Annotated in this window: 14 protein-coding genes; 8 read left to right on the top strand and 6 right to left on the bottom strand. The window is 74.8% G+C overall.

Going from position 1 to position 17,348, the window contains the following annotated elements:
• Nucleotides 1-119: 119 nt before the first annotated feature.
• Both ACI797_RS12105 and ACI797_RS12100 read right to left on the bottom strand, forming a co-directional pair.
• A complete protein-coding gene (locus tag ACI797_RS12105) occupies nt 120-533 on the bottom strand; it encodes a hypothetical protein (protein WP_456858865.1) in 414 nt (137 codons plus the stop codon).
• A gap of 96 nt (nt 534-629) precedes the next feature.
• Entirely contained in the window at nt 630-2,165 is a 1,536-nt protein-coding gene (locus ACI797_RS12100; protein WP_456858863.1) for an APC family permease, read from the bottom strand.
• A gap of 244 nt (nt 2,166-2,409) precedes the next feature.
• On the opposite strand from ACI797_RS12100, the gene speB reads away from it, so the two are divergent.
• Both speB and ACI797_RS12090 read left to right on the top strand, forming a co-directional pair.
• On the top strand, nt 2,410-3,447 hold the full coding sequence (gene speB / locus ACI797_RS12095) for an agmatinase (RefSeq protein ID WP_456858862.1): 1,038 nt from the start codon (nt 2,410-2,412) through the stop codon (nt 3,445-3,447).
• On the top strand, nt 3,444-5,327 hold the full coding sequence (locus ACI797_RS12090) for a primary-amine oxidase (protein ID WP_456858861.1): 1,884 nt from the start codon (nt 3,444-3,446) through the stop codon (nt 5,325-5,327). Before speB ends, ACI797_RS12090 begins: the two co-directional genes overlap by 4 nt.
• Before the next feature lie 100 nt (nt 5,328-5,427).
• Here ACI797_RS12090 and ACI797_RS12085 read toward each other — a convergent pair whose 3' ends face one another.
• Nucleotides 5,428-6,939, bottom strand: coding sequence for a PucR family transcriptional regulator (locus ACI797_RS12085; protein WP_456858860.1), 1,512 nt, complete (start codon nt 6,937-6,939; stop codon nt 5,428-5,430).
• 138 nt (nt 6,940-7,077) lie between these two features.
• On the opposite strand from ACI797_RS12085, the gene gabT reads away from it, so the two are divergent.
• From gabT to ACI797_RS12070, 3 genes are all read left to right on the top strand, one after another.
• Nucleotides 7,078-8,421 carry a 4-aminobutyrate--2-oxoglutarate transaminase gene (gene gabT, locus ACI797_RS12080; RefSeq protein ID WP_456858859.1) on the top strand — a complete coding sequence of 448 codons (1,344 nt, stop codon included), beginning with the start codon at nt 7,078-7,080 and terminating at the stop codon, nt 8,419-8,421.
• Nucleotides 8,418-11,456 (top strand): NAD-glutamate dehydrogenase domain-containing protein, encoded by a 3,039-nt coding sequence (locus tag ACI797_RS12075; protein ID WP_456858857.1) that lies wholly within the window; start codon nt 8,418-8,420, stop codon nt 11,454-11,456. Before gabT ends, ACI797_RS12075 begins: the two co-directional genes overlap by 4 nt.
• A 175-nt stretch (nt 11,457-11,631) precedes the next feature.
• Nucleotides 11,632-12,519 carry a response regulator transcription factor gene (locus ACI797_RS12070; protein ID WP_456858856.1) on the top strand — a complete coding sequence of 296 codons (888 nt, stop codon included), beginning with the start codon at nt 11,632-11,634 and terminating at the stop codon, nt 12,517-12,519.
• Here the strand turns inward: ACI797_RS12070 and ACI797_RS12065 are convergent.
• The 3 genes from ACI797_RS12065 to ACI797_RS12055 form a co-directional block, all read right to left on the bottom strand.
• Nucleotides 12,414-13,850 (bottom strand): aldehyde dehydrogenase family protein, encoded by a 1,437-nt coding sequence (locus ACI797_RS12065; RefSeq protein ID WP_456858855.1) that lies wholly within the window; start codon nt 13,848-13,850, stop codon nt 12,414-12,416. The genes ACI797_RS12070 and ACI797_RS12065 overlap by 106 nt on opposite strands.
• A gap of 177 nt (nt 13,851-14,027) precedes the next feature.
• Nucleotides 14,028-14,444, bottom strand: coding sequence for a 3-aminobutyryl-CoA ammonia lyase (gene kal, locus ACI797_RS12060; RefSeq protein ID WP_456858854.1), 417 nt, complete (start codon nt 14,442-14,444; stop codon nt 14,028-14,030).
• Between the two features lie 23 nt (nt 14,445-14,467).
• Nucleotides 14,468-15,988 (bottom strand): MFS transporter, encoded by a 1,521-nt coding sequence (locus ACI797_RS12055; RefSeq protein ID WP_456858853.1) that lies wholly within the window; start codon nt 15,986-15,988, stop codon nt 14,468-14,470.
• 79 nt (nt 15,989-16,067) lie between these two features.
• Between ACI797_RS12055 and ACI797_RS12050 the strand changes: the two genes are divergently transcribed.
• The 3 genes from ACI797_RS12050 to ACI797_RS12040 are packed head-to-tail and all read left to right on the top strand — an operon-like array spanning nt 16,068 to nt 17,345.
• Nucleotides 16,068-16,364 carry an ArsR/SmtB family transcription factor gene (locus ACI797_RS12050; RefSeq protein ID WP_456858852.1) on the top strand — a complete coding sequence of 99 codons (297 nt, stop codon included), beginning with the start codon at nt 16,068-16,070 and terminating at the stop codon, nt 16,362-16,364.
• Nucleotides 16,361-16,753: a VOC family protein gene (locus tag ACI797_RS12045; RefSeq protein ID WP_456858851.1), complete on the top strand. Its 393-nt coding sequence runs from the start codon at nt 16,361-16,363 to the stop codon at nt 16,751-16,753. The genes ACI797_RS12050 and ACI797_RS12045 overlap by 4 nt, the downstream gene beginning before the upstream one ends.
• A gap of 25 nt (nt 16,754-16,778) precedes the next feature.
• A complete protein-coding gene (locus ACI797_RS12040; protein ID WP_456858850.1) occupies nt 16,779-17,345 on the top strand; it encodes a TetR/AcrR family transcriptional regulator in 567 nt (188 codons plus the stop codon).
• The last annotated feature ends 3 nt before the right edge of the window (nt 17,346-17,348 follow it).

Here is a 17,348-nt window from a genome sequence, read left to right as displayed (position 1 = left end):
ACCGGTGGGCGCACGGTCTGAGCCTAGGAATTCAGCGATTCCCGTCCTTGCAAGTGCTGACCCACCGGCCGCTACCGGCACCGAACCTGCCAGAGATGGCGAGGCCCGGTAAGCCCCCATTAGTCCTCGTCGTCGCCCGGACCGCCGCGGCCCCCGCCGGGCCCGCCCGGCCCGCCGGTCTCCGTGCCGGTCACGGTGAAGTCCTCGCCGACGAGCACCGTGAGCCGCTCGCCGTCGGCGGTCACGATGTGCGACTCGTACACGCCCCCGGAGTCGGTCTCGCTGCGCACGATCTCCGCGTCCGGGTACTCGGCCAGCACCGCCGCCTCGACCTGCTCCTCGGTGTCGCCGGTGAGCAGCTCCTCCTGGGGCCGCTGCGGGCAGTCGTCGGTCGCCGTCGTCGACGAGCCGCTGCCGCCCTCGTCAGCGGCGCTCGCGCTCGTGGTGCCCGCCAGGACACCACCGGCCACCGCGCCCGCGGCGAGCAGCCCGGCCGCTCCGCCCCACCGGCGCCACTTCCTCGAGTTCGCCATCGTCGCGCTCCTCCCCCGCGCCCGACCCTCGGGCGCGGCCCGCGACGCTGCCCGCGCGACCCGTGCGGGAGCTGTGCGCCCGCTGGCGCGTCGGTGTCACTCGTCGAACACGAGCGCCGGGGTGTCGGTGCGCAGCGTCTCCCCACGGAAGAACTCCGGGTGCCGTGCCCGCCAGACCAGCATGAGGACGGCGCCGGCGAGCAGCAGGCCGATCCCGATGACGAAGACGCTGCCGATGCCGAACACCGACGAGCCGCTGCCGTACGCCGGGTCGAGCGTGTCGACGGCGGTCTGCACGAACACCGCGGTCAGCATCAGTGCGCCCAGCAGCGGCAGCACGCCCTTGAACACCAGGTCGCGGGCGCTGCGGCGCAACTCGCGGCGGAAGTACCAGACGCAGGCGTAGGCGGTGAGCCCGTAGTAGAAGCAGATCATCAGGCCCAGCGCGTAGATCGTGTCGATGAGGACGTTCTCGCTGATCAGCGTCATCCCGACGTAGAAGACCGCGGTGCCCGCCCCGGCGACCAGGGTCGCGGTCGACGGCACCAGGTGCCGCGGGTGCACCTCGGCCAGCCGCTTCGGCAGCGCCCCGTAGGTGGCCATCGCCAGCAGCGTGCGGGTCGGCGGCAGGAACGTCGTCTGCAGGGACGACGCCGAGCTCGCCACGACGGCGAGGAAGAGCAGGAAGGCCAGCCCCGGGCCGAGCACCGGGCCGGCGAGCGCGGCGAAGACATTGTCCCCGGTCTCGGGGTTGCCGAGCCCGGTGCCCTCGGTGCCGATGCCCGCGTACATCTGCACGGCGATCGCGACCCCGACGTAGGTCACGATGATCACCAGCATCGTCAGCAGGGCCGCGCGGCCGGGGGTGCGGGCGCTGCCCTCGGTCTCCTCGTTGACCGTCAGGCAGGTGTCCCAGCCCCAGTAGATGAAGATCGACAGCGACAGGCCCGCGGTGAACGCGCTGAACGACGAGATCGCCGTGGGGTCCAGCCAGGAGGCCTCGAAGGAGATGCCGCCCGGCGCGGACCCGGCCTTGGCGAACGCCAGGACGGCGAACACGGCGAGCACGGCCATCTGGAAGCCGACCAGCACGTACTGCACGCGCTTGGTGGTCTCCACCCCGCGGTAGGTGACCCAGGTGGCGATGGCCACGAACGCCACGCAGGTGACGACGTTCACCAGCTTGTCGCCGCCCAGGTCGGCCACCGCCGACGAGCCCGTGATCTCGCCGAGCAGCAGGTAGAAGAAGGAGACGGCGACGCCGGCCAGGTTGGAGAGCACGATGATCGTCGCGAGGAGGGCGCCCCAGCCGCAGAGCCAGCCGACGTAGGGGTGGAACGCCTTCGTCGTCCAGGTGAAGGAGGTGCCGCAGTCGGGCGCGACCCGGTTGAGCTCCCGGTAGGCGTAGGCCACCAGCAGCATCGGTACGAACCCGGCGAGGAACACCGCCGGCATCTGCAGGCCCACCTCGGTCACCGTCGGGCCGAGCGTGGCGGTCAGCGCGTAGACGGGGGCGATGCTGGAGATGCCGAGGACGACGCTGGCCAGCAGGCCGACGGAGTTCCTCGACAACCCCTTGGTGCGGAGGTCGGCCGACGTCTTCGTCGTCGTCGGCGGCGCGTCCACGGACATTCGGTGTCCTTCCCGGGGAGGCCTCGCGGGCGGTGTGCCGCGGGTCACGTCCAGGGAGCCATCCCGCGCCGCGGATCCCAAGTGCCGCTCCGTCCACCGGCCGGCCGGGGGCGCACCGGTCCGGCACTTGTGCGGGCGGCGCGGGCGGACAGCATCGATCCGACGAGCTGACGACGGAATCGGTTGCGCAGACCAGAATCCGCTACGGTTTCCGGCAGCAGGACACGAGAACAGGACCCGCCGCATGACCCGCTACGGCGCCCAGTACGGGCCCGACATCACCTACCTCGGCGTCGACCGGTGCGACCTCGGGGACCCGTCCTCGTTCGCGGGCGCCGACGTGGTCATCGTCGGCGCCCCGTTCGACGGCGGCACCTCGCACCGCCCCGGCACCCGGTTCGGCCCGCAGGCCATCCGGATGACCGACTACCTCGCCCACGACGGCTCCCGGCCCAGCCTGGCGCTGCGCACCGACGGGCTGCGCGACCTGCGCGTCCTCGACGCCGGCGACGTGGAGATGTACTCCGGCGACATCGAGACCGCGCTGCCCGCGCTGCGGGAGGCGGTGGCCACCGTGGCCCGGTCCGGGGCGATCCCGGTGGTGCTCGGCGGGGACCACTCGATCGCCTTCCCCGACGCCGCCGGGGTGGCCGACGTCGTCGGGCACGGGCGGGTGTCGATGATCCACTTCGACGCGCACGCCGACACCGGTGACATCGAGTTCGGCTCCCTGTGGGGCCACGGGCAGCCGATGCGCCGGCTGATCGAGTCCGGCGCCCTGCGCGGCGAACGCTTCCTGCAGATCGGGTTGCGCGGCTACTGGCCGCCGCCGGAGACGCTGGACTGGATGGCGGCGCACCGCATGCGCTCCTACGAGATGACCGAGATCGGCCACCGCGGCCTCGAGGAGTGCCTCACCGAGGCCTTCGGCATCGCCACCGACGAGTGCGAGGGCGTCTTCCTCTCCGTCGACATCGACGTCTGCGACCCCGGGCACGCGCCCGGCACCGGCACCCCGGAGCCCGGCGGCCTCACCGCCCGGCAGCTGCTGGACTCGGTGCGCCGCATCTGCCTCGAGCTGCCCGTCGTCGGCGTGGACGTCGTCGAGGTCAGCCCGCCGTACGACCACGCCGACATCACCGCCGCGCTCGCCAACCGGGTCGTGCTGGAGGCCCTGTCGGCGATCGCCCGCCGCCGCCGCGACGCCCGCGACGGCACCCGCTGGGACCCCTCGCTCCCCCTGCTCGCCGACCGTCCCGACCGCCCGGAGGAGACCCGATGACCGCGCACCCGCTCGACCCACTGACCGCCGACGAGTTCCGCGCCGCCGCGGCGATCCTGCGGCGCGACCGCGGCGTCGACGAGCGCTGGCGGTTCGCCTCGATCGAGCTGCGCGAGCCGGCCAAGGACGTCGTCCGCTCGTTCGCCGCCGGCGACCCCGTCCGCCGCGAGGCGCGGGTGACCTGCTGGAGCCGCGACGAGGGCACGCCGTTCAAGGCGGTCGTCTCGCTGACCGACGACGCCGTCCTGTCGTGGGAGGCGGTGCCGGGCGAGCAGGCGAACATGACCGTCGACGAGTGGCACGAGGCGCACGAGACCCTGATCAAGCACCCCGAGGTGGTCGAGGCGCTCGCCAAGCGGGGGCTCACCGACCTCGACCTGGTGCTGATCGACACCTGGGCCTACGGCTACTCGCTCATCCCGCAGGGGTACCAGGACCGCCGGGTCGGCTGGACCGACGTCTGGTACCGGTCGACGCCCGACGGCAACCCCTACGCCAACCCGGTGATGGGCCTGCACTTCGTCGTCGACCTGAACACGATGGAGCTGCTGGCGGTCGAGGACTCCGCGCCGCCGGCGAAGGCTGACGTCATGGGCGAGTACCTGCCGGCGCTGGTGCCCGACCTGAGCCAGCGCACCGACATCAAGCCGCTGGAGATCACCCAGCCCGAGGGCGTCTCGTTCACCCTGGACGGCAACGAGCTGCGCTGGCAGAACTGGTCGATGCGGCTGGGCTTCAACCACCGCGAGGGGCTGGTCATCCACCGGGTCGGCTTCGACGGCCGGCCGATCGCGCACCGGCTGTCGTTCGCCGAGATGGTCGTCCCCTACCGCGACCCGAGCCCCGACCACCACCGCCGCACCGCCTTCGACATCGGCGAGTGGGGCCTGGGCTTCATGACGACGTCGCTGGAGCTCGGCTGCGACTGCCTCGGTGAGATCACCTACGTCGACGCCGTCCTGCACGACAGCCGCGGCGAGCCCTACACGATCAAGAACGCCATCTGCCTGCACGAGGAGGACGACGGCGTGCTGTGGAAGCACGTCGACGAGCACGCCGGCAGTGAGGTGCGCCGGTCGCGGCGGATGGTCGTCTCGTTCCACGCCACCGTGGCCAACTACGAGTACCTGACCTACTGGCGCTTCTACCAGGACGGCACCATCGAGTGCGAGGTGCGCGCCACCGGGATCATGGTGACCAGCACCTTCGACGGCGAGGCGCCGCCGTACGGCACCGTCGTCGACGAGCGCACCTACGCGCCCTACCACCAGCACTTCATCGTCGCCCGCATGGACATGGAGGTCGACGGCCCGTCCAACACCGTCCTGGTGTCGGAGAGCGAGGCGGTGCCGGTCTCCGACGACAACCCGTACGGGCTGGCGCTGGTGCAGCGGACCCGCCCGCTGGAGACCGAGTCCGACGGCAAGCAGGACTACGACTGGGCCACCCAGCGCAGCTGGAAGGTGGTCAACCGCGGCAAGCTCAACCGGCTCGGGACGCCGGTCGGCTACAAGCTGGTGCCCTCGGCGTCGTTCCCGGCGCTGGTCGACCGCAGCTCGCCGATCATGCAGCGGGCCGAGGTCATCGGCCACACGCTGTGGGTGACGCCGTTCGACGAGGAGGAGCGCTGGCCCTCCGGCGAGTTCGTCAACCAGAGCCGCCGCGACGCCGGGCTGCCCGCGTGGACGCAGGCCGACCGGTCGATCGCCGACACCGACATCGTGCTGTGGCACGTGTTCGGCATCCACCACATCCCGCGGCCGGAGGACTGGCCGGTGATGCCGGTCGACACGGTGTCGTTCTCGCTGAAGCCCGTCGGCTTCTTCGACCGCAACCCGACGCTGGACGTCCCCCCGACCGCGGCGAAGCACTGCCACTGAGGGCAGGGGTCGGGATCAGCTGACCTGATCGCAGGTGGTCCTCCCCCACGGTGGGACGTGGGGGAGGACCTGTTGCGATGAGGGAGGACGACGGCCGCGGTCAGCTGTCGCCGGGCGGGTGGAGGGCGATCCAGAGCTCGGCGCGGGCGCCGGGGTCGTCGAGGTCGCGGCCGAGCAGGTCGGCCGCGCGGTGCACGCGCTTGCGCAGCGTGTGCCGGTGCACGCCGAGCTGCGCGGCGGCCGGCTCCCACTGGCCGTGGTGCGCCAGCCACACCCGCACGGAGTGCACGAGGTCACCGGCGCCGGCGCGGTCGGCGGCCACCAGCGGCGCCAGCAGCGAATCGGCGAAGGCCCGGGTCGCGGTCGGCTCCAGCAGCGACGCCAGCCCCGGGACGGCGAGGTCGGCGAAGGCGACGACACCGGCCGACCGCCCCCGCCCGTGCTCGGCCGCCTGCCGCGCCTGCCGGACGCCGTCGGCCAGCGCCGACCACCCGACCGGCCGCGACGACCCCAGCGCGGCCCCCGGCACCCGCGCGGCCAGGGCGCCCAGCCGCGCGGGCAGCGGCCCGTCGGCCGAGACCAGCAGGACCAGCGCGTCGTCGAGCGCGGCGGAGAACAGCGCCGCGCGTTCGTGCGCCGCCGCGTCGGCCGCGACGTCGACCGCGGCCGAGCGCTGCTCCCCGGTCCCCAGGACGGCGAGGACGTGCAGCGGCTCGGCGGGCAGCTGCTGGCCGAGCTCGTCGACGACCGCCGACACCGTGCGCTCCTCGCCGGCGAGCAGCAGGCGCAGCAGCGCCGCCCGCAGCGCCGCCATCGCGCTGTCCAGCCCGCGGGACTGCTCCATGCGCAGCGTGAGCAGCAGCGCCGCCGCGTTGACCACGTGCCGGTCGGCCGGCGGCAGCGGGCCCGAGCGGCCGACGGCGAGGAAGCCCCGGGTGCGCGCACCGCTGCCGAGGGACTGCACCAGCAGCGTCTCCTCCGGCCCCGACAGCGCCGCGCTCGCCGGCGCCCGCATCCCGCGCAGCCGGTCCAGCTCCGCCTGCAGCCCCGGCGCCCGCCGCGCGGCCGCCGCGGGCGACGCCTCCAGCGGGGCGCCCACGGTGTCGAGCAGCAGCGCCCAGCCGCCGACCGCGCGGGCCAGCCGCTCCAGCAGCGCCGCCGGCCCGCCGGGCGCGAGCGCCGCCCGGGTGAGCTCCTGCTGCGCCGTCGCCGCCCGGGCGACGGCGGCGTACTCGTCGGCCGCCAGCGCCGCCGAGACGCTCCGCGACAGCGCGATGAACGGCGTCTGCCGCGGCACCTCGACCACCGGCAGCCCGCCGTCCGCGGCCGCGTCGACCAGCGACGGGAGGACGGCGTCCTGCCCGAGGCCGGTGCCGAACCCGAGCGCCGCCACCCCGGCGTCGACGAGCCGGCGCACGTACGGGCCCGCCTCGCCGTCGCGCAGCGCCAGGCCGGTGGTGAGCAGCAGCTCCCCGCCCTCGAGGAACGGCGCCGGGTCGGCCAGCTCGCTCACGTGCACCCACGACAGCGGCCGGTCCACCGGCGCGCCCTCGGTCAGGAGGCGCAGCCCCAGCGACGGCGAGCCGAGCAGATCGGCGACGGTGACCGGCACGGGACCTCCAGGGCGACGAGGCGTGCCGAAGTGGACATGGGGAGCAGGCCGACGCGCCGGTCCGGACCGTACCTGCGGAAGCCCGCGCCGCCCAGACTCGACGGCGCACCCCTCCCCCGTCGAGACGAGGAGCTCCCCGTGACCGACCTGCTCGCACCCCCGTCGACGCCGATCCAGGAGCGCCGGCTGGTCACCGAGATCCCCGGCCCCCGTTCGCGGGAGCTCATGGCCCGGCGGGCCGCCGCGGTGTCCGGCGGCGTCGGCACCACCCTCCCGGTGTTCGTCGAGCGGGCCGGCGGTGGCGTGGTCGTCGACGTCGACGGCAACTCGCTGATCGACCTCGGGGCGGGCATCGCCGTGGTCAACGTCGGCAACGCCGCCCCGCGCGTGGTCGCCGCCGTCCAGGAGCAGGTCGCGGCGTTCACGCACACCTGCTTCATGGTCACGCCGTACGAGGGCTACGTCGCCGTCAGCGAGGAGCTCAACCGGGTCACCCCCGGCGACCACGAGAAGCGCACGGCGCTGTTCAACAGCGGCTCCGAGGCGGTCGAGAACGCGGTGAAGATCGCCCGCGTCGCCACCGGCCGGTCGGCGGTCGTCGTCTTCGACCACGCCTACCACGGGCGCACCAACCTGACGTTGGCGCTGACGGCCAAGAACATGCCCTACAAGAACGGCTTCGGGCCGTTCGCGCCCGAGGTCTACCGGGTGCCGATGAGCTACCCGTTCCGGGACGGCCTGTCCGGCGCCGAGGCCGCGGCCCGCGCCGTCCGGCAGATCGAGACGCAGGTGGGCGCGTCCAACGTGGCCGCGGTGCTCATCGAGCCGATCCAGGGCGAGGGCGGCTTCGTCGTCCCCGCCCCCGGTTTCCTGCCCGCGCTCGCCGACTGGGCACGGCAGGCGGGCGCGGTCTTCATCGCCGACGAGGTGCAGACCGGTTTCTGCCGCACCGGCGACTGGTTCGCCACCGAGCACGAGGGCGTCGTCCCCGACCTGGTCACCCTGGCCAAGGGCATGGCCGGCGGCCTGCCGCTGGCCGCCGTCACCGGCCGCGCCGAGCTGATGGACGCCGTCCACACCGGCGGCCTGGGCGGCACCTACGGCGGCAACCCGCTGGCCTGCGCCGCCGCGCTGGCCTCCGTCGAGACCATGCGCGAGCTCGACCTCGCCGGCGCCGCCCGCGCGATCGGCGCGACCATGCTGCCCCGGCTGCGGGCGCTGCAGGAGCGGCTCCCGGCCATCGGCGACGTCCGCGGCCGCGGCGCCATGATCGCCGTCGAGCTGGTGAAGCCCGGGACGACGGAGCCCGACCCCGCGCTCACCGCGGCCGTCGCGAAGTTCTGCCACGCCGAGGGCGTCGTCGTCCTCACCGCCGGCACGTACGGCAACGTGCTGCGCTTCCTGCCGCCGCTGGTCATCGGCCAGGACCTGCTCACCGAGGCCCTCGACGTGCTCGAGGCCGCGTTCGCCGCGCAGCCGTGACCGCCGCCCCGGTGCGTGACCGGGTCCGGCTCCGCCCGGCGACCGCCGGGGCCGGACCGCTGGTCGGCGCGGTCGTCGAGTGGCCCGGGGAGCGGCCGCTGCTGGCCGACGTCGTCCCGGTCTTCGAGCGGCTCGGCGTCCGCGTCGCGGACGCCCGGTCCCACGGGGGGACGGCGACCGAGCTCGACCTGCTGCTGCCCGAGGGGACGCGCCCGGAGCCGGCGCTGGCCGCGCTGGACGAGGCGCTCGCCGCGGCGTGGGCCGGGGAGACCGAGCTCGACGGCCTCGCGCGCCTGATCGTGACCGAGGGCCTGCCGGTCCTGCAGGTCGGCGTGCTGCGCGCGGCCTGCCGCTACCTGGCGCAGACCGGCACGGGTCTGTCCCGCGGGTACATCGAGCGGACCGTGCTCGGTGCGCCCCGCTTCGCCCGGGCGCTGGTGCGGCGGTTCAGCGCGCAGCACGACCCGGACGGCGTCGACGCCGCGGTCGCCGCCGCGGCGGGCGCCGAGCTCGACGCGCTGCTGGCCGCGACGACCAGCCTCGACCAGGACCGCATCCTGCGCGGGCTGCGCGACGTGATCGACGCCGTCGTCCGCACCAACGCCTTCCAGGACCCCTCCGGCCGGCCGCCGGCGCAGCTCGCGCTCAAGATCGCCTCGCCCCGGCTGGCCTTCCTCCCGGCGCCGCGGCCCTGGGTCGAGACGTTCGTCCACTCCCCCACCGTCGAGGGGCTGCACCTGCGCGGTGGGCCGGTGGCCCGCGGCGGCATCCGCTGGTCGGACCGGCCCGAGGACTTCCGCACCGAGGTGCTCGGCCTGCTCAAGGCGCAGCTGGTGAAGAACGCGGTGATCGTCCCGGCCGGGGCCAAGGGCGCCTTCGTCGTCCGTGAGGGCTCGGTCGAGGCGGCGTACCGGTCGTTCGTCTCCGGACTCCTCGACGTCACGGACAACCGGGTCGACGGCCGGGTGGTGCACCCGCCGCGCACCGTCGTCCTCGACCGCGATGACCCCTACCTCGTGGTCGCCGCCGACAAGGGCACCGCGACGTTCTCCGACCTGGCCAACGCGCTCGCCGTCGAGCGCGGGTTCTGGCTCGGGGACGCCTTCGCCTCCGGCGGCTCGGCCGGCTACGACCACAAGGCCATGGGCATCACCGCCCGGGGTGCGTGGGTGTCGGTGCGCCGGCACTTCCGCGAGCTCGGCGTCGACGTCGACACCGACGAGGTGACCGCCGTCGGGATCGGCGACATGTCCGGTGACGTCTTCGGCAACGGCATGCTGCTGTCCGACCGGCTGCGGCTGGTCGCCGCCTTCGACCACCGGCACGTCTTCTTGGACCCCGACCCGGATCCGGCGGCGTCGTTCGCCGAGCGGCGGCGGCTGGCCGCCCTGCCCCGCTCGTCGTGGGCGGACTACGACCCGGCCGTGCTCTCCCCCGGCGGTGGCGTGCACCGGCGCGACGCCAAGACGGTGCCGCTCTCCCCCGAGGTCCGCCGCCGGCTGGGCATCGAGGCGAGCGAGCTGACGCCGGACGAGGTCGTGCGGGCGGTCCTGCGGGCGCCGGTCGACCTGCTGTGGAACGGCGGGATCGGCACCTACGTCCGGGCCGACGACGAGACCGACGCCGAGGTCGGCGACCGGGCCGGCGACCGCGTGCGGGTGACGGCGGGGACGCTGCGCTGCCGCGTGGTCGGCGAGGGCGGCAACCTCGGCCTGACCCAGCGCGCCCGCGTCGCCGCGGCCCGCGCCGGGGTGCGGCTGCACACCGACTTCATCGACAACTCCGCCGGCGTGGACACCTCCGACCGCGAGGTCAACCTCAAGATCCTGCTGGCCGGGGCGGTGCGCGACGGGGAGCTGACCGGCGCCGAGCGGGACGCGCTGCTGCGCGAGCTCACCGGCGAGGTGGCCGCGGCGGTGCTCGCCGACAACGCCCGCCAGGCCCGTGCGCTCACCGTCTGCGCCGACCAGGCGCCGTTCCTGCTCGACCGGCACGCCGCGCTGATCCGCGACCTGGAGCAGCAGGCCGGCCTCGACCGCGAGCTCGAGCACCTGCCGTCGGAGGCCGACATCGAACGGCTGCGCGCCGCCGGCGGCGGGCTGACCCGCCCGGAGGCGGCCGTGCTGCTCGCCTACTCCAAGAACCTGGTGCGCGAGGAGCTGCTGGGCAGCGACGTGCCCGACGACCCCGCGCTGCGCGAGGTGCTGCTGCGCTATTTCCCACGGGTGGTGTGCGAGCGCTGGCCCGACCGGATCGCCGCGCACCCGCTGGCCCGGGAGATCACCGCCACCCGGCTGGCCAGCGACCTGCTCGACCGGGTCGGGCCCGGATTCCTGCACCGGCTGGAGGAGCGGCACGGCGTCGGCACGCCGGTCGCCGCGCGCGCGTTCGCCGCGGCCGAGCAGGTGCTGCAGCTGGACCCGGTGTGGGCGCTGCTCGACGAGGACGTGCCTCCGGCGGTCGAGCGGCTGGCGCTGCCGGAGGTGCAGCGGGCGACCGAGCGGGTGGCCGACCGGCTCCTGCGCCGGCACCGCGACCCGGCCGCGCTCGCGGCGCTCGCCGGTGAGGTGCACGGGGTCGACCGCGCGCTCGCCGAGCGGCTGCGGGCCGCCGGGGCACGGGACTCGCTGGCGGACGGCGTGGCCGCACTCGGGACGCGCACCGAGGCGGTCGACCTGGCCGACGTCGTCGAGCGCACCGGCCTGCCCGTCTGCGCCGTGCTCACCCGGCACCGGGCCCTCGGGCGCGCCCTGGGTCTCGACCGCGTCCCGGCCGCGGAGGTGCCCGGGGACTCGACCTGGGTGCTCGCCGCCAAGGTGGCGCTGCGGGAGCAGCTCGACGAGCACGCCCGCGCCCTCACGGCCGCGCTGCTGGCCGACGGCGGGGACGTCGACGGCTTCCTCGCCCGGCACGCGACGGCGGTCGGCCGGTTCGCCGCCGTCCGGGACGCCGCCGCGGCCGCCCGTGAGGACGCCGTCGCCCTGCTCGCCGTCCTCACCGGGGAGCTGTCCCGCCTCCGGCAGAGCATGCCCTGATCCCGCACCCGCAGTTCGGAGTGCGCTGGGGCGGGATTCTCCTCACAGAAACCCGGGCGCAGCGCACTCCGTCGCTGCGGCGGGACGCTCATCCGCCCCCGGGCGTATTTCCCGGGGACGGCGTCGGGCCTAGCGTGACCCGACGACCGGTCCGGACGTCGGCTGGGAGCGCGCGATGGCGAACGGGTGGTTGCGCGCGGGGGACGCGGAGAAGCTCCTCCGGGTGCTCGAGGACGGCTGGAGGGACGACCCCGCCGAGGCGATGCCGTGGGCGCTGCTGCACGGGCTGCAGCAGCTGGTGCCGTGCGATTCCGGGGTGAGCTACCAGCACCACGTGCCGGCGGCCCGCGTCACCCCGCTGATCCAGGGAGCCGAGGACGACGGGAGCCGGGTCGTCTACCGCGTGGACCCGTGCCCGCCGGACGAGCCCTTCTGGCAGCACTGGCCGGGATCGATGTGCTCGTGGCCGCAGCGCAGCGGTGACCTCCGCAGCGTGATCCACACCGGCGACTTCCTGCCGACCGAACGGGCCCGCCGGGCCGATCCCATGCTGCAGGTCCTCGTCGGGCTGCGGTACTCGATGATCGTGTCCCTGCCGGCGGCCCCGGGCGAGGTCCGGCGGGTGATCTTCCAGCGGGAGTCAGATTCTCCGTTCACCGAGCGGGACCGCCAGGTCGCCGCCCTGGCGCGGCCGCACCTGCAGGAGATCTGGCTGGACGCGGAGCAGCGGCGGCGCGGCGTCCCCCGGCTGACGCCGCGGGAGTGGGAGGTGCTGGAGCGTGCCGCCGCCGGGCGGTCCTTCGCCGACATCGCCGCCGAGCTCTTCGTGTCGGTGGGCACGGTGCGCAAGCACATGGAGCACGTGCGCGAGCGACTCGGCGTGCACAGCATCGCGGAGGCGGCCGCGATCGCGCTGCCACGGCCGCCCCGCCACCACCAGATCTCCCGGGGCGTCGCTCAGAGGTCGATGCCGGTGAGGACCAGCACGCGCTCCTCGGTGAGGTCCTCCATGGCGGCGTGCACGCCCTCGCGGCCGGTGCCGGAGTCCTTGAGCCCGCCGTAGGGCATCTGGTCGGCGCGGAAGCTGGGCACGTCGCCGACCACCACGCCGCCCACCTCGAGCTCGCGGGCGGCGCGGAAGGCCAGCTGCAGGTCGCCGGTGAAGACGCCGGCCTGCAGGCCGAAGCGGCTGTCGTTGACCCGCGCGAACGCCTCGTCGACCGAGTCGACGACGTCGAGGACGACGACCGGGCCGAACACCTCCTCGCAGGCCACCTTGGCGTCGGCCGGGACGCCGGTGAGCACGGTGGGCGCGTAGGCGGCGCCGTCACGCGCCCCGCCGGTGAGCAGCCGCGCGCCGGCGGCGACCGCTTCGTCGACCCAGCTCTCCACCCGGCGGGCGGCGACCTCGTCGATCAGCGGGCCGACGTCGGTCGCGTCGTCGGTGGGCTCGCCGGTGACCAGCTTCTGCACCGCCTCGACCACGCGGTCGGTGAGCACGTCGGCGATGTCACGGTGCGCGAACACCCGCTGCACCGAGATGCAGGACTGGCCGGCCTGGTACATCGCGAACGTGGCGATCCGGGACGCGGCCCACGCCAGCGCGTCGTCGTCCTGGTCGGGGGCGACGACGACGGCGGCGTTGCCGCCGAGCTCGAGGGTGACGTGCTTGCGCGGGACGGCGTCGCGGATCGACCAGCCGACCGGCACCGAGCCGGTGAACGAGACCACCGGCAGCCGCGGGTCGCGGACCAGCTCGGCGGCCACCTCGTTGGTCACCGGCAGCACCGACCAGGCGCCGGCGGGGAGCTCGGTCTCGGCCAGGATCTCGCCGAGCAGCAGCGCCGACAGCGGCGTGGCCGGGGCCGGCTTGAGCACGATCGGCGCGCCGACCGCGATCGCCGGGGCGACCTTGTGCGCGACGAGGTTGAGCGGGAAGTTGAACGGCGCGATGCCCAGCACCGGCCCGCGCGGGGCGCGGCGGACCAGCGCCAGCCGGCCGGTCGCGGCGGGGTCGGTGTCCAGCCGCTGCAGCGAGCCCGACCACCGGCGCGCCTCCTCGGCGCCCCAGCGGAACGTGGAGACCGCGCGGGCGACCTCCAGCCGCGCCCACTTCAGCGGCTTGCCCGACTCGGCGGTGATGAGCGCGGCGATCTCCTCGCTGCGCTCGGCCAGCCGACGGGAGACGTGGTCCAGCGCCGCGGCGCGGACGTGCGCGGGAGTCGCGGCGCAGGCGGCCCGGGCGTCGTGCGCGGCGGCCACCGCGGCCTCGACGTCCGCGGCGCCCGCCAGGGTGGTCCGGCCGGCCACCCGGCCGTCGTGCGGCGAGGTGACCTCGAGGACGTCGGCGCCGGAGCGCGGCGCGCCGGCGACCCAGTACGGGAGAGTCGACATGCCCCCGACGCTTCCGCACCGCGCGGCCGCCGGGGAGGTGCCGATCCGTCCACCCCGGCGGCCCGTAGGTGCCCGAACGGCTCAGCCGTCGACGGCGGCGCCCGCACCGAGACGGCCTTCGAGCGCGGCCTCGCCGCGCTCATCGCGGGCATGCGGGCCCAGCTGCCGGTGGCCTGATCAGGCGGTCCGGCCCCTGCCGCGCGGGCCGCGGCTGTTCTCCGCGGGGACGACGGTGGTCCCCACGGCGCGGACGACGACCGCCGGCTCGTCGAGCACGTCGGCGCCTGACGGGGTGTCGTCGTAGCGGGAGGCGATCACCTTGCGCGCCTCCAGCGCCACGGTGCGGCTGGTGGTGCCGATCCGGGTGACGGTGCCGGTGACCTCGAGGAAGTCGCCGGCGTGCACCGGCGCCAGGAACTCGATCCTGTCGTAGCCGACGAACAGGCCCTCGTCGCCGTCGGTGATGATCGCGACCTCGGTGACGACGTCGCCGAACAGTTCGAGCACCTTCGCCCCGGCCACCAGGTTGCCGCCGTAGTGCGCGTCCTCCTGGCCGATCCGGACGCGCAGCGTGCTGACGACGGGCTCGCTCATGGCTCGGTTCCTCCGGCTGGTGATCAGGCGTGCGGCGTGCGCGTGCGGGTCGAGGGGATCACCCGCCACGCTGTCACGGCCGCGACCCCGAGCAGCACCGCGGCGACGACGGACGTGACCTGCACGGCCCAGGTGAACGACTCCCGGGCGGTGGTCAGCGCCGCCTCGTCCAGCACCTCGCCGGCGCGGGCCAGCGACTCCCGCGCCGCGCCCCCGAACTCCGCGGGCAGGTGCGCGCGGTAGAGCACGGTCTGCAGCGAGCCGAGCAGTGCGATGCCGAGGGCGGCGCCGAGCTCGTAGGAGGTCTCCGACAGCGCCGACGCCGTCCCGGCGCGGTGCGGCGGCACCGAGCCCACGGCGGCGTCGGTGCTCAGCGTGAACGCCAGCCCGAACCCGGCGCCGAGCACCAGCAGCGCGACGGCGAGCCACGCGTATCCCGGCAGCGACTCGGCGCCGGCCAGGGCCAGCATGCCGGCCGCCGACAGGCCGAGACCCAGCCCGATCGCGCGGCCGAGGCCGGCCCGGGCGACCAGCGGGCCGACCACGAGGAGCACGCCCAGCGAGGCGAGCGTCAGCGGCAGCTCCCGCACCCCCGCCTCCAGCGCGGTGTGCCCGCGCACCAGCTGCAGGTACTGGGAGAAGAAGAACAGCAGGCCCATGAGCGCGACCAGCGCGATCAGCTGGCTGGCCAGGGCGCCGGAGAACGCGCGGTTGGCGAACAGGCGGAGGTCGACCAGCGGCGACGGGACGCGCCGCTGCCGCCGCACGAACAGCACCGCCGTCAGCACGCCGACCAGTGCCGTCGCGCCGGCGACCGGCGTCGGGCCGTGCCCGACGACCTCCTTGACCGCGTACACGACGGCCAGGACGGCGACCACCGACTGGACCGCGCCGAGGACGTCGAGCCGTCCGGGCCGCGGGTCGCGCGACTCCGGTAGCAGGAACCAGCCGCCGACCAGCAGCACGGCCACGACCGGCAGGTTGACCAGGAAGACCGAGCCCCACCAGAAGTGCTCGAGCAGCACCCCGCCGACCAGCGGGCCGAGCACCGCACCGCCGGAGGCCGCCGCGCTCCACAGCGCGATCGCCCGGGTGCGCTGCCGCGCGATCGGGAAGAGGTTGCGGATCAGCGACAGCGTCGAGGGCATGAGCGTCGCCCCGGCGATGCCCAGGGCGGCCCGTGCGGCGATCAGCGTGGCCGGGTCCGGCGCGAACGCCGCGACGGCGGACGCGACGCCGAAGGCCGCACTGCCGACGAGCAGCACCCGCTTGCGGCCGAACCGGTCGGCCAGCCCGCCCATGAGCACCAGCAGCCCGGCCAGCGCGAAGCCGTAGACGTCGCCGATCCACAGCAGCTCGCCGGCGGTCGGCTGCAGGTCGGCGGTCAGCGCCGGCACCGCGAGGGCGAGCACCGTGCCGTCGACGGCCAGCAGCACCACGGCGAGGACGAGCACCGCCAGCGCCGCCCACTCCCGCGGGCCGGCCGGGCGGAGCTCCTCCTCGAGCGTGGCCGGGGCGTCGAGCGGTCGGACGGTGGTGCTCATGGTCGAGTAGCGTACCGACCAGACGGTTTGTTAGCTACCTGCTTGACAGGCAAGCGCCTGCTTGCCTATAACGGTGCGCGTGGAGGCCGACCCGGAGCTGTTCAAGGCCCTGGGGGACGCGACCCGACGCACCATCCTCGACGAGCTGACCGACAAGGACGGTCAGACGCTGTTCGAGATCTGCACCCGGTTGACCATGAAGCACGGCCTGGGCTCCTCCCGCCAGGCCATCTCGCAGCACCTCGCCGTGCTCGAGGAGGCCGGTCTGGTGCACACCCGCCGGCAGGGCCGGTACAAGTTCCACCACATCGACACGGGCCCGCTGCGCTCGATCGTCGAGCGGTGGCCCATCGACCGAGAGGCTCCGAACCCGTGATCCGGATCAACGTCGCCAGCGTGTTCGTCGACGACCAGGCCAAGGCGCTGGCCTTCTACACCGAGAAGCTCGGCTTCGTGAAGAAGACCGACGTGCCCGCCGGCGAGTACCGCTGGCTGACCGTGGTCTCCCCCGCCGCCCCGGACGGCGTCGAGCTGCTGCTGGAGCCCGACGGCCACCCGGCGGCCCGCCCGTTCAAGGAGGCCCTCGTGGCCGACGGCATCCCCTTCACGCAGTTCGCCGTCGACGACGTCCACGCCGAGGTCGAGCGGCTCAAGGGGCTGGGCGTGGAGTTCACGCAGGAGGCCACCGACCTGGGGCCGGTGGTGGTCGCGGTGCTCGACGACACGTGCGGCAACCTGATCCAGCTCGCCACCATGAAGCAGTAGTCGCTCGAGAGCCGAGGAGGTAGGGGTGCCGGGACCGCTGCGCGACGCCGCACGGACACGCCGGGCGCTGCTCGACGCCGCCGCGCGCGCGGTCCTCGTCCACGGCGCCGGCGTCAGCCTGGACGCGGTCGCCCGCGAGGCCGGCGTCTCCAAGGGCGGCCTGATGCACCACTTCAGGAGCAAGGACGAGCTGCTGGGCGCGCTCGCCGACGACCTCTTCGAGCGGTTCGCCCGGGCCGTCGACGACCGGGTCGACCCGGACGACGACGCGCCCGGGCGGCGGCTGCGCGCCTACGTGCGCGTGACCTTCGACGACCTCGAGGAGCGCGGCGACGCCGTGGAGCTGGCCACCCTCCTGGCCACGCTCGGCTCGTTCCCCGAGGCCGCGCGGCTGTCGCAGGAGCGCTACCGGCGCTGGAACCAGACGCTGGCCGAGGACGGCGTCGACCCGCAGCGCGTCGTCGTGGTGCTGCGCGCCTGCGACGGCGCCTCGATCGCCCCGCTGTTCGAGGGGCCGCTCGACCCCGACGAGCTGGCCACCACCCGCGACCTGCTGCTCGCGCTCACCCGCGGCGAGGGTCCGCTGGCCTGACCC

This window comes from Geodermatophilus sp. SYSU D00691 (genome assembly GCF_054050275.1).
The sequence above is the reverse complement of the archived record's forward strand: the minus strand, read 5'-3'. Positions and strand labels throughout refer to the sequence as shown.